Origin of the sequence: Candidatus Xenohaliotis californiensis, assembly GCF_963930935.1 — a bacterium.
In the GTDB taxonomy this organism is placed as follows: domain Bacteria; phylum Pseudomonadota; class Alphaproteobacteria; order Rickettsiales; family CAWVOK01; genus Xenohaliotis; species Xenohaliotis californiensis.
In genome coordinates this window covers 1-11951 of the sequence record NZ_CAWVOK010000018.1, presented here as the reverse complement: position 1 = coordinate 11951, position 11951 = coordinate 1, and the positions used below count along the sequence as shown (strand labels likewise).

The 11951-nt window shown below is 31.9% G+C and carries 12 protein-coding genes; 10 read left to right on the top strand and 2 right to left on the bottom strand.

Translation table 11 applies throughout. The features are described from left to right. Positions 1-3: 3 nt before the first annotated feature. Positions 4-588, top strand: a complete 585-nt coding sequence (locus tag AABI72_RS02050) for a hypothetical protein (RefSeq protein ID WP_338363912.1) — start codon at positions 4-6, stop codon at positions 586-588. A 406-nt stretch (positions 589-994) separates the two neighbouring features. Here AABI72_RS02050 and acnA read toward each other — a convergent pair whose 3' ends face one another. Beyond that, entirely contained in the window at positions 995-3634 is a 2640-nt protein-coding gene (gene acnA, locus AABI72_RS02045) for an aconitate hydratase AcnA (protein WP_338363910.1), read from the bottom strand. 79 nt (positions 3635-3713) lie between these two features. Here acnA and mnmA point away from each other — a divergent pair, with 79 nt between their 5' ends. The 6 genes from mnmA (at position 3714) to AABI72_RS02015 (ending at position 7235) form a co-directional block, all read left to right on the top strand. Then, on the top strand, positions 3714-4856 hold the full coding sequence (gene mnmA / locus AABI72_RS02040) for a tRNA 2-thiouridine(34) synthase MnmA (protein ID WP_338363909.1): 1143 nt from the start codon (positions 3714-3716) through the stop codon (positions 4854-4856). 203 nt (positions 4857-5059) lie between these two features. Continuing rightward, positions 5060-5326: a translation initiation factor IF-1 gene (infA, locus tag AABI72_RS02035; protein ID WP_338363908.1), complete on the top strand. Its 267-nt coding sequence runs from the start codon at positions 5060-5062 to the stop codon at positions 5324-5326. Further along, entirely contained in the window at positions 5289-5912 is a 624-nt protein-coding gene (locus tag AABI72_RS02030) for a Maf family protein (RefSeq protein WP_338363907.1), read from the top strand. Before infA ends, AABI72_RS02030 begins: the two co-directional genes overlap by 38 nt. Before the next feature lie 69 nt (positions 5913-5981). Continuing rightward, positions 5982-6272: a 30S ribosomal protein S18 gene (rpsR, locus tag AABI72_RS02025; RefSeq protein WP_338363906.1), complete on the top strand. Its 291-nt coding sequence runs from the start codon at positions 5982-5984 to the stop codon at positions 6270-6272. Positions 6273-6287: 15 nt separating this feature from the next. Next, positions 6288-6791, top strand: a complete 504-nt coding sequence (rplI, locus tag AABI72_RS02020) for a 50S ribosomal protein L9 (RefSeq protein ID WP_338363905.1) — start codon at positions 6288-6290, stop codon at positions 6789-6791. A 27-nt stretch (positions 6792-6818) separates the two neighbouring features. Then, a complete protein-coding gene (locus tag AABI72_RS02015; protein ID WP_338363903.1) occupies positions 6819-7235 on the top strand; it encodes a hypothetical protein in 417 nt (138 codons plus the stop codon). 19 nt (positions 7236-7254) lie between these two features. Here AABI72_RS02015 and ispG read toward each other — a convergent pair whose 3' ends face one another. Next, complete coding sequence (gene ispG / locus AABI72_RS02010) at positions 7255-8520, bottom strand: flavodoxin-dependent (E)-4-hydroxy-3-methylbut-2-enyl-diphosphate synthase (protein WP_338363901.1); 1266 nt, start codon at positions 8518-8520, stop codon at positions 7255-7257. Positions 8521-8908: 388 nt separating this feature from the next. Between ispG and rpsL the strand changes: the two genes are divergently transcribed. From rpsL to fusA, 3 genes are read left to right on the top strand one after another with little or no spacing between them, the layout of a single operon-like run. Further along, positions 8909-9283, top strand: a complete 375-nt coding sequence (rpsL, locus tag AABI72_RS02005) for a 30S ribosomal protein S12 (RefSeq protein WP_338363899.1) — start codon at positions 8909-8911, stop codon at positions 9281-9283. A gap of 21 nt (positions 9284-9304) precedes the next feature. Next, complete coding sequence (rpsG, locus tag AABI72_RS02000; RefSeq protein ID WP_338363897.1) at positions 9305-9775, top strand: 30S ribosomal protein S7; 471 nt, start codon at positions 9305-9307, stop codon at positions 9773-9775. A gap of 24 nt (positions 9776-9799) precedes the next feature. After that, a complete protein-coding gene (gene fusA / locus AABI72_RS01995; protein WP_338363895.1) occupies positions 9800-11893 on the top strand; it encodes an elongation factor G in 2094 nt (697 codons plus the stop codon). Positions 11894-11951 lie beyond the last annotated feature (58 nt).

The following is an 11951-nucleotide window of genomic DNA, read 5'->3' as shown; positions in this document are numbered from 1 at the left end:
TTTATGTCATCAAGAGTTACTGAAGTTAGGGTGGGTAATTTTATTAAATTACCAAAAGATAATGTTGATAATATCTATTGCATTACAAACATTGAGTATACTATGAAGGGTAGAGGTAGCTCTTCTTATGATTTACATTTAAGAATAGTTGCTGGTAACGATGTGGGTAAAAGCAATGTTAGAAAGCGTTTAAGTGCTAGTGATAAGGTAGATATTCTTTTTGTGGAAGAGAGGAACTATGAATATTTATATTCATATGATGATCTAATTGTATTTATGTGTATTGATCCTGTTGAGCAAATAGATCTTAGAAGTAGTATTATTGGTGATAGAGTTGTTTTTCTTGAGCCTGGCATGAATGTTGCTGTTTTATTTTGTGAGTCTATACCTATATCAATTAAGCTTCCCACAAAACTTGTGGTTGATATAGAGGAAGCAGAACCAGTTATAAAAGGACAGACAGCTAGTGCATCATCCAAAGTAGCTATTATCAAAAATGGCATTAAGATTATGGTGCCACAATTTATTAAAGCAGGAGATAAGGTTATTATCTCAACTACTGATTTATCATATATTTCACGTGCATAGATCAATTTTTGTTCACTAATGCTTTTTAATAGATGTATTATTATTAAGGTTTTATAAATTTTTATGCTATAAAGAATTTACACATAGTGATAAATTGCCATTAGGTGATAGTCTTTAATAGTATGTTTAATTAATGTTGTTGTATGCTAAGTGCTGCTTGTTTTTAAACACAGTATATTTATTTATATGGTTGATTATTTATGCTTAGTATTTTGAAGTATTGAGTCAATATTATTTTATTCTAAACTGTAAGTGTTGTATAGTAAATAATTTACAAGATTATATTAAAAATATGCTATGCATGTTAAAATTAGCAGGATTTTTTTTAGCATAGATTAATGACATTATAAATAATTATTTATTTAATTTTTTTGTAAATGATTTTTATGGGTATACTACCTAATTATTACTTTTTAGATTCAATTATTTGCATCATTGCCCAAGGTAATATGCCATTATGTCTTATGTAACTTGTATCAATGGTTGTTTTTGCAGCACATTTCATGTATAGTTTTGTTTTATTTTGGTCTGGGTATTGTATTATACACTCAACCTTGCCATTTGGTTTTAGCTGGCTGTTGAGCTTAGGGAAGCTTATTAACTCATATCCAGATAACTTAAGACTGGCTGCATTACTTTCTATGAAAATTAATGGTATGATGCCTACACCAATAAGATTAGAAAGGTGTATTCTTTCAAAGCTCTCAGCTATAACTACCTTAACACCAAGCAGACTGGTGCCTTTTGCTGCCCAATCTCTGCTAGATCCCATTCCATAATCTTTTCCAGCTATTACTACTAAGTCATTTTTATTTTTATATAACATAGCTGCATCAAATATATTCATTACCTTGTTGCTAGGTATATGCCTAGTGATACCACCCTCAGTTTCTTTAACCATAAGATTTTTGATTCTTATATTGCTGAATGTGCCTCGCATCATTATGTGATGATTGCCACGCCTTGAACCATATGAATTGAAGTCTTTACTTTTTACTTTGTTTTTCTTGAGGAATTTTGCTGCTGCTGAATCTTTCGCTATTGTACCTGCGGGTGATATGTGATCAGTGGTTATGCCATCACCAAAGATTGCTAAAATATGTGCATTTACAATATCAAGATTTCTATCTTGTTTCATATTGTCAAAATATGGTGGGTTTTGTATATATAGATCATCTTCATCCCATTGGTATGTCATTTCTGCTTTACTATCTAAAGCAAGCCATTCTGGGCTGTCTCTTAATGAATTTTTATAATTTTCAGTAAACATACTACCATTAATGGTGTTTTTTACTGCCAAATTTATTTCTAGTTGTTTTGGCAATACATCTTTTAAGTATACTGGTTTGTTGTTTTTGCTAAATCCAATTGGTTCTTTTAGTAAATTGGTGCACATATTGCCAACTACAGCATGTACAACTACCATAATTGGAGACATTAAGTAATTAGATTTTGTTAATTGATTTATCCTGCCTTCAAAGTTACGATTACCCGATAAAACAGCTGCAACATCTAGATCTTTATCTATAATTTGTTTTGTTACATCTTCATTGAGAGCACCAGAGTTGCCTATGCATGTTGTACATCCATATCCCACAAGATTAAAACCCAAATTTTCAAGGTATTCTGTTAAACCTAGTTTATCCAGATATTCACTCACTACTCTTGATCCTGGTGCTAAGGATGTTTTAACCCATGGTTTTGTTTTAAGGCCATACTTCACAATGTTTTTAGCAATCATACCTGCACCTATCATTACATATGGATTGGAAGTGTTTGTGCAACTAGTTATTGCTGCAATAACTACATCGCCATTTTTTAGTTGATAATTTTTGTTTTGTGCATTTTTTTGTATATTGCTGTTAGTTTTTTTATCACAATGTATTTTTGTACTTGATATTGTCAGCAAATCTTGAGGTCTTTTTGGGCCTGCATATGATATTTTGCTATTGCTAATATCAATTTCAATAATTTCACTAAACTGTGGCTCTTCTTTGTACTGTCCATACAGTCCTTGTAATTTCCAATATTGTTGGATTATTTCTATAAGATTACGTGGACGACCAGTAAGAGTGAGGTATTCTATTGTTTGATCATCAACAGCAAAAAATCCACAGGTAGCGCCATACTCTGGAGACATGTTGGATATCGTAGCTCTATCTGCAAGAGATAAGTTGTCTACCCCTTTTCCATAGAATTCTACAAATTTAGATACAACATTTTTTTTACGTAGTATATTGGTTATTAATAATACAACATCAGTGGCTGTAGCTTCTGCTGGTTTTTTTCCTACTAGCTTAACACCAACTATCTGTGGTATTGGCATTACTAAGGGCTTTCCAAGCATTGAAGCTTCTGCTTCTATGCCACCAACTCCCCAGCCTAAAACACCAAGTGCATTAATCATAGTGGTATGGCTATCTGTACCAAGTAATGTGTCTGGATACAACATGTTATCTGTGCCATTTTTATGTACCATAACTACATTAGCTAGAAATTCAAGGTTGATTTGATGACATATTCCAATTCCAGGTGGAAAAATATTAAGGTTGCTAAAAGATTTTTGTGCCCAATGCAAGAATTTATAGCGCTCTTTATTTCGTCTATATTCCTCTTTTATATTTTGTTTAAATGCATTTTTTGAACCAAAATAATCTACTTGTACTGAGTGGTCTATAATTAGATCTACAGGTATTAGTGGGTTTATGTTATTTAATGCTATATTGGCATTTTTTGCTGCATTACGCATGCTTGCAAGATCAACTAATGCTGGGACTCCAGTAAAGTCTTGCATTAGTATTCGGCTAGGCATGAAGTTTATTTCTAGGTTATTATTTAAATTTGGCCAGTTTTTTAATGTTTTGAGTTTTTTAATATTAAGACTTTCCGATCCACGTATGCTATTTTCTAACAATATTTTTAGTGATTTAGGCAGTGTTTGTTGCTGTATATTTAAATGCTGTGAAATTTTGTCAATACTGAAATACGAATATTTTTTTTTAGCAATTTTTATTGAGTCAATGAATTCTTTTTTATTAAAAGGCATTGTGATATAATTAAATAATTATTTTTTCACATCCCACTACTTATTGTTGTTTAAGTCAATATTTGGGTATTTTTGATCAATGGATTTAACTAATTATCAATCATTGAATAATTTTTCAAAAAGACTTTCAAGGGGTAGCAAGATTATGGTTGCCATGTCTGGAGGCGTTGATAGCTCAACTGTTGCTGCAATTCTCAAAGATTATGGCTATAATGTTGTTGGAGCTACACTGCTGCTTTATCCAGATAATGAGACTTCTAAGTCTAGTAATGGTAAATCCTGTTGTGCAACAGCAGATATAATAGATGCTAAAAAAGTGGCGCAACAAATTGGTATTTCACACTATACTATAGATTGTGTTAGTCTTTTTCAAGAGAAGGTAATTAATTATTTTGTTAATTCGTATATTAATGGATTAACACCTATACCATGTTCTAAATGTAATGAGTTAGTTAAATTTGGCTATTTGCTTGATTTTGCAAAAAATTCTGGTTGTGATGCACTAGTTACTGGTCATTATGTTGAGAAAAAATTTAAGAATGGTATTAATGAACTTCATACTGGCATTGATAATAAAAAAGACCAAAGTTATTTTGTTTTTAGCCTTACACAAGATCAATTAAACTTTGTGGAATTTCCATTAGGTGGATTGAGTAAGAATGAGACTCGCAGCTTGGCAGCTAGTTATGGTTTAAGTGTAAGCAAAAAAAAGGAGAGTCAGGATATTTGTTTTGTAACTAATGGATATGTTAATTTTATTAGCAGAGAATCAGGAGATAAGATTTGTAAGAGAGGTGAAATAGTTAACACTAGTGGTGATTTTTTAGGATTTCACAATGGTATAATTAATTATACCATAGGGCAACGCAAGGGTATCGGCTTGAGTATTGGCACTGATCCTTTGTATGTAATTCATATTGATGCACTTAACAATAGAATAATTGTTGGTCATAAAGATGAATTAAAAGGTAGTTTATTTTATATAGAAAATATAAATTGGATAAATAATGATGCTGAAATGCATTTAGGTAAAACAATTGATGTTTGCATTAGGGCAAATTCTAATAGAATTGAGGCAGTAGTGTCATTAGATGAATGTGGTCAGGTTTTGTGTAAGGTTATGGTTCCATGTTTTGCTATTGCACCTGGGCAAGCATGTGTTATGTACAGCGGTTCAAGGGTTTTAGGTGGTGGTTGGATCAAACTACTGGAAAAAAGTTGAATTTATTGTTTGTTAATAGTTTAGTTGATTAGTTGCATTATAGATTTGTTATTATATTATTAGTCATTTTTGATTGTATTGTGTGACATGTATAGAGATTGAAAGCTTTATTGAGATATTTAAATTTATTAAATTGTTTATCTTAAATTGACTTTGGTTTATTTTGGTTATATAAAAAGTGATTATTGTGTTTTGTTGGTGTGATGAGTAAGAGTAAAAAAGATTCTATAATAGAAGTTATTGGTGTAGTTACTGAGGTTTTGCCTAATGCAAATTTTAAAGTTAGGATTGATAATGGGCATGAAATATTGGCACATACTGCTGGTAAAATTCGTAAACGTAGAATTAGAATTCTTGCTGGCGATAGAGTAAGCATGGAGATGAGTGTATATGATAAAAATCGTGCACGTATAGTTTATAGAGAAAAGGGTGATGGTGGAGCTGGTAGTGCCAGGACTGCAAAAATTTAGGCTGCAATTAACTAATCCATTGTTGTTGGCATCAGGGTCGCCAAGAAGAAAAGAGTTATTGGCAAAAATTGGTGTTTTCCCCACATTAATTAAGAATCCCAATGTGGATGAGAGAATAAGAAAGAATGAATCAGCTAAGTGTTATACGCTTAGAATGGCTAAATTAAAAATATCAACATTTCGTGATTGTTTGCAATACTCAGATTATATTATGCTGAGTGCAGATACTGTTGTTGTACTTTCTGGACAGGTATTAGGCAAACCATCTGATATAAATGAGGCTAAAAATTTTTTATGTAAGATGTCAGGTAGAAGACATAGGATTTACTCTAGTTTGTGTTTTGTTACTCCATCTCGTAATATTATCTTGAGAACTGTGGTTAGTATAGTGAAAATAAAATGTCTTAGTAGTAAAGAAATTGACTTTTATTTATCTACAGGTGAGTGGCAAGGTAAAGCTGGTGGTTATGCCTTGCAAGGTTTTGCAGATGCTTTTGTTCAGTGGTTTAGAGGATCTTATTCAGCAGCTGTGGGATTGCCACTTTGTCAAGTATATAAAGTCATTGATAACTATTTATTACGTTAAAATTCTTGACAAAAATTTTTATTATATTATTATTTTAATTTACAATTAAGTAATTTAAGAGATGGATAAATGAGTGGTGATGCTGAGGTTGCAAATAATGATTCATATACAAAAAATTCACCATTTGCTAATTTAAAGAAGCAGCAGTTTTTTCATAGAAAGCGTCTATGCCCACTGCATGGTAATACAAATGAAGAAATTTCATTTAAGAATCCAGATTTATTAAAAAAATTTATATCTGAACGTGGTAGGATATTGCCTAGTAGAATTACCTCTGTTTCACATAACAAGCAGTTGCTGCTAGCGCGACAGATAAAAATAGCTCGTTATTTATCTATATTGCCTTATCAGTCAAATTAACAAGAGTTTGTAATTATGGATGTTATTTTAGTTAGTAGTAGGCGTGGCCTTGGAAAGGTGGGGGATGTTGTAAAAGTTAAAGATGGTTATGCCAGAAACTATTTGCTACCCAATGGTTTTGCAGTTTATGCTACTCAGGAAAATAAGGATAAGCTTACTGCAATGCGTGAAAAACTTGATGCTGAAAATCATAAGGCATGGGAAATAGCTAAAAAGTTAGTAGAAGAAATACAGGGTAAAATGATTTCTATTGTTAGGCAAGTGGGAAATAATAATAAGTTATTTGGATCAGTATTAGCACGTGATATATCTGCAAGTTTAAGTAATATGGGTCATAAAATAGCAAAAGATTTTATTCTTATAAGAAAACCAATAAAATTTTCTGGTGTTCATCCAGTAGAAATTAACCTACATTATGATGTATCTACTGTTGTTTATGTGAGTGTTGCCCACTCAGAGAATGAGACTAGGGAGCTTTATGATAATTTTATCAAATCTTCAGCTTCCTCTAATCAATAATCAGTAATTTTATTAATCTAACTTGCTGTGTTTTTATTTGATTTAATAAAAAAAATTTTTACTTTATCTCCTGTGACTATAGGAGAAAAGGTTGGTAGCATAGTTCTTTTTTCTTTAGTTATATTGTTTTGTCATGCTGCAAACCCATGGATTTTATCAACTTTAATTGGTAATGGATCTGTTGCTCTTGGTTTTATGTTTTCTGTGTATATTCTAGAGATTTTATGTATGACATTCTGTGGTATATCTGGCATTCTAATTGGTTACAATTGTATTAAAAATGGTATTAGTCCTATTGAACCAGAATCATTAAATCATGCTGAAATTAATCAGTCCAAAATTTTTAATGATGATAACTCATGCACTTCATCTATTATGTCAGAAGTCACTCCAGAAAAATATGGTGAAAATATTGTTGACAATAAACAAATTCATCAGATATAGGCAGATCAATAGCATGTATTTAGTCACTACATTGTGTTATATCCTGCTTGTTTTTTATATAATTATTTATAATTTTTTTAAACTCACTGAGTATGCATCCTTCATTATGTAGTGTGCAATGTTTTTGTCCATTTATATATACAACTGCAGATGGATGTTCAGCATTGCCTGGCAAACTTAAGCCAATATCTGCATGTTTGCTTTCCCCAGGACCATTTACTATGCATCCCATAATTGCTATTTTTAGCTCATTTGTTTTGCTGTATAGAGAGAGCCAATACTGATGATTTTTTTCTATGTATTGCTGTATTCCTTGTACAAGTTGTTTGAAATATTGGTTATTTGTGCGTCCACACCCAGGACAAGATGTAATAGCTGGTGAAAATGATTGTAGTCCCATTGCCTGTAATATTTGTTGGCATATTTTGACTTCATATGAGCGTGGTTTGTTAATGTTAGTAGTTGATGCTCTAATAGTATCACCATAGCCATTATATAGTAACACTGACATTGCAGTGGCAGTTTTTAATGCACCATGCTCATCGTTTCCTGCTTCTGTTAGGCCAATATGCAGTGCACAATTACTCTTTTTTGCTATTTTTTGATATACATCTATTACATCTATAGGGTTGCTAATTTTACATGATAGTACTATTTGGTTTTCTGTCATGCCAGTTTTAACTGCAAGTTTTACGCTCTGTATTGTTGAGGTTATGAGTGCACATTTTATTATTTCATTGTATGATTTGGGATTGATAGAGGTATTATTTTTATCAATTAGTTCATTCATTAATGTTGTATCAATACTGCCCCAGTTTGCACCAATTCTTAATGCTTTGTTATAGTATATGTTGGAAAATGGTGTTTTGCCAATAGCATCTTGTTTTAATAAGGTTTCAATTATTGAAATGAAGTTTACATCTTTTTTATTGCCAAAACCAACATTACCAGGGTTAATTCTATATTTGTCTAAAGCCATTGCACATGAAGGGTATTTCTTTAACAAAATATGCCCATTATAATGAAAACAGCCAACTAGTGGTATATTACAACCTTTTTCAATTAATTGTTGTTTAATATAAGGCACAGCATTTGCTGCTTCATCATCATTAACTGTTATACGAACTATTTTGGATCCTGCATTTTTTAGATCTATGATTTGCTGAACAGTAGATTTAATATCTGCAGTATTGGAGTTTGTCATAGATTGTATAGCTATGTTCAGAGCTCCTCCTATTGTAATACCACCTATATTGGTTATATGAGTTGTATGTCTAGCTCTCATATTTGATTAAAAACTTTATTCTATATTTAGAGCATTTTAGATTATTTTTCTAAGGTATTGCAAGTTTATAGTGCTTAGATTGTTTCATAGTTTATTCTTAGATTATAAGATTTTATTTTTCTAAAATTTATTTATAAAAATACAGTTTATAAAAATACAGTTAGTGTTTTAGTATTTTGCTTATTGATCTAAAGTTAGTAAATTGGTTAGTTTTGCTGGAGCTGACTGAACTTTAGATAATATTTTGTTAAAAATAATGGTTAATTTTATAATTTAATTATTACATAGGAAATTATGTTGTATAATGTGGCTTATATTTAATAGTAGCAATTGACTTGTTTGGGTTGTATTGCTATACTGCATACTAAATTATTCTTTAACATTTTCTATGCCAACTATTAATCAATTAATAAAAAAACCACGTGTATCTAAAAGGGTTATTAATAAAGTTCCAGCATTGGCAAGAAACCCCCAAAAAAGAGGTGTTTGTATAAAGGTTTATACTACAACACCCAAGAAACCAAACTCTGCTATGCGTAAAGTTGCCAGAATTAGATTAGTAAATTCTATGGAAGTTATTGGCTATATTCCAGGTGAGGGGCATAATCTTCAGGAGCACTCTGTTGTTTTGATTAGAGGTGGTCGTGTTCAAGATTTACCGGGTGTACGTTATCATATTGTGCGTGGTGCACTTGATACACAGGGTGTAAAAGATAGAAAAAAAGGAAGATCCAAATATGGTGCAAAAAAGCCAAAAAATTAATTATTTATTTAGGTATATTTAATGTCTCGCAGAAGAATAGCTAAAAAAAGATCAATTACTTTAGATCCAATATATGGCGATATAAAGATTGCAAAATTTATTAATATATTAATGTTACGTGGACAAAAAACTACTGCAGAAAATATATTGTATAAATCTTTAGCAAAAGCTAGTAAAAAATCCAGTATTGATTGCTTGGAGTTATTTCATAAAGCATTAGAAAATGTTAGGCCATTAGTGGAAGTTAGATCACGCAGAGTTGGTGGTGCAACTTATCAAGTTCCTGTAGATGTTAATGAGAGCCGCTCATGGGTTTTAGGTATGCGTTTTATTATTCAATCTGCTAGAAAAAAGACTGGTAGTGACATGGCTTCACGATTATCTATAGAGCTAATGGATGCATATAATAAAAAGGGCGATGCAATTAAATTAAAAGAAGAGAAGCACAAAACTGCTGAAGCAAATAGGGCTTTTTCACAGTTTAGATGGTAATATTAATATTGGTAGTTTTTATTTATGACACAAAATATAGAGTATCTTAATTTTTACAGAAATATTGGCATTATGGCTCATATAGATGCAGGAAAAACTACAACTACAGAGAGGATTTTGTACTACACAGGAAGAGTTCATAAGATTGGTGAAGTTCATGAAGGGGCTGCAACAATGGATTTTATGGAACAAGAGAAAGAGCGTGGTATTACAATCACTTCTGCAGCAACAAAGTGTAGTTGGTTTAGGAATGATAAAGATTATGTAGTCAATATCATTGATACCCCAGGCCATGTTGATTTTACTATTGAAGTAGAGCGTTCATTAAGAGTTTTGGATGGTGGAGTTGTTGTATTTGATGGTGTTGCTGGTGTTGAGCCACAATCTGAGGTTGTCTGGAGACAGGCTGATAGATACAAAGTTCCTCGTATATGTTTTGTAAATAAAATGGATCGCACTGGCGCTGATTTTTTTAAGTGTGTTGATATGATTAAAGATAGACTGGGCATTTGTCCTTTGGTAACACACTTACCAATTGGCACTGAAGATAAACATGTTGGTATAATAGATCTACTTACAATGAAAGCATTGGTTTGGGATGGTTCAGAACTTGGTGCTAAATATAATATTGTTGATATTGACAATGATCACATAGAAATTGCCAAGAAGTACAATACAATACTTATTGAAAAAGTAGTTGAAGTTGATGAGTCAATTACTGAAAAATATTTAGATACAGGAGAAGTTACTTTAGATGAGCTTAGACAATGCATTAGGCGTGGTACAATAGCAGGTATTTTTGTGCCTGTAATGTGTGGTTCTGCATTTAAGAATAAAGGTGTTCAGCCTCTTTTAGATGCTGTAATTGATTATTTACCTTCACCTTTAGATAATGAAATTGTTTCAGGAATTGGAGTTGATGATGGTCAGGAACTAACAAGAAAATGTGTACCAAGTGAATCATTTGCTGCATTAGCATTTAAGATAATGAATGATCCATTTGTTGGTAGCATTACTTTTTTACGTATATATTCTGGAGTCTTGCAATCTGGTGATACTGTTTGGAATTCTACTAAAGGCGATAAGGAGCGGATTGGCAGAATGCTTTTAATGCATGCCAATAATAGAGAGGATATTAAAAAAGCAAAAGCAGGTGATATAGTTGCATTGGCAGCCTTAAAAAAAGTTACAACAGGAGATACTTTATGCTCTATATCTGATAAGATTATTTTGGAAAAAATTGATTTACCAGTACCAGTAATAGAATTAGCTATAGAGCCAAAATCAGTTGCAGATCAAGAGAAAATGGCAGTTGCATTATCTCGTTTAACAGCAGAAGATCCATCATTACATATGTCATTTGATGATGAGAGCTCGCAAACTATACTGAAAGGCATGGGTGAGTTACATTTAGAAATTATTGTTGATCGCTTGAGAAGAGAATTTAATGTTGAAGTTAGTGTTGGAAAACCTCAGGTAGCATATCGTGAAGCAATAACAAAAAGTGTTGAAATTGATTATACTCATAAAAAGCAAACAGGTGGTGCTGGACAGTTTGCAAGAGTAAAGATTATTTTTGAACCATTGTCAGATGATACTGAGGATAATTTTGAATTTGAAAGCTGTATTACTGGTGGTGCTATTCCTAAGGAATATATACCAGGTGTAAAAAAGGGCTTGGAATCAATAATGGGAAATGGTATGATTGCTGGGTATCCAGTAATCAAGTTAAAAGCTAAATTAATGGATGGTGCATTCCATGATGTTGATTCTAGTGTTTTGGCTTTTGAATTGGCGGCTAAAGGGGCATTTAAAGATTTGGCAACAAAAGCTGGTCCATGTATATTAGAGCCAGTAATGAAAGTTGAAATTATTACTCCTGAGGATTATTTAGGTGATATAATTGGTGATATTAATTCACGTAGAGGATTGATTGAAAGTGTTGATGCAGACAAGAATGTACAATATGTTCATGCTATGGTGCCATTAGCTAATATGTTTGGTTATATTAATGATTTGCGTTCAGCATCGCAGGGTAGAGCACAGTATAGTATGCATTTTTCAAGCTATCAAAAAGTGCCTGATAGTATTGTTGAAAAAATAAAAGAACAAAAATAATTCTGGAGGAACAAAAATGGCCGAGTTTGTGAGAGAAAAACCTCATGTTAATGTTGGC

Coding starts and splice junctions, on each gene's coding strand:
- AABI72_RS02050 (WP_338363912.1), top strand. CDS start 4: ATGTCATCAAGAGTTACTGAAGTTAGGGTGGGTAATTTTATTAAATTA.
- acnA (WP_338363910.1), bottom strand. CDS start 3,634: ATGCCTTTTAATAAAAAAGAATTCATTGACTCAATAAAAATTGCTAAA.
- mnmA (WP_338363909.1), top strand. CDS start 3,714: ATGGATTTAACTAATTATCAATCATTGAATAATTTTTCAAAAAGACTT.
- infA (WP_338363908.1), top strand. CDS start 5,060: ATGAGTAAGAGTAAAAAAGATTCTATAATAGAAGTTATTGGTGTAGTT.
- AABI72_RS02030 (WP_338363907.1), top strand. CDS start 5,289: ATGGTGGAGCTGGTAGTGCCAGGACTGCAAAAATTTAGGCTGCAATTA.
- rpsR (WP_338363906.1), top strand. CDS start 5,982: ATGAGTGGTGATGCTGAGGTTGCAAATAATGATTCATATACAAAAAAT.
- rplI (WP_338363905.1), top strand. CDS start 6,288: ATGGATGTTATTTTAGTTAGTAGTAGGCGTGGCCTTGGAAAGGTGGGG.
- ispG (WP_338363901.1), bottom strand. CDS start 8,520: ATGAGAGCTAGACATACAACTCATATAACCAATATAGGTGGTATTACA.
- rpsL (WP_338363899.1), top strand. CDS start 8,909: ATGCCAACTATTAATCAATTAATAAAAAAACCACGTGTATCTAAAAGG.
- rpsG (WP_338363897.1), top strand. CDS start 9,305: ATGTCTCGCAGAAGAATAGCTAAAAAAAGATCAATTACTTTAGATCCA.
- fusA (WP_338363895.1), top strand. CDS start 9,800: ATGACACAAAATATAGAGTATCTTAATTTTTACAGAAATATTGGCATT.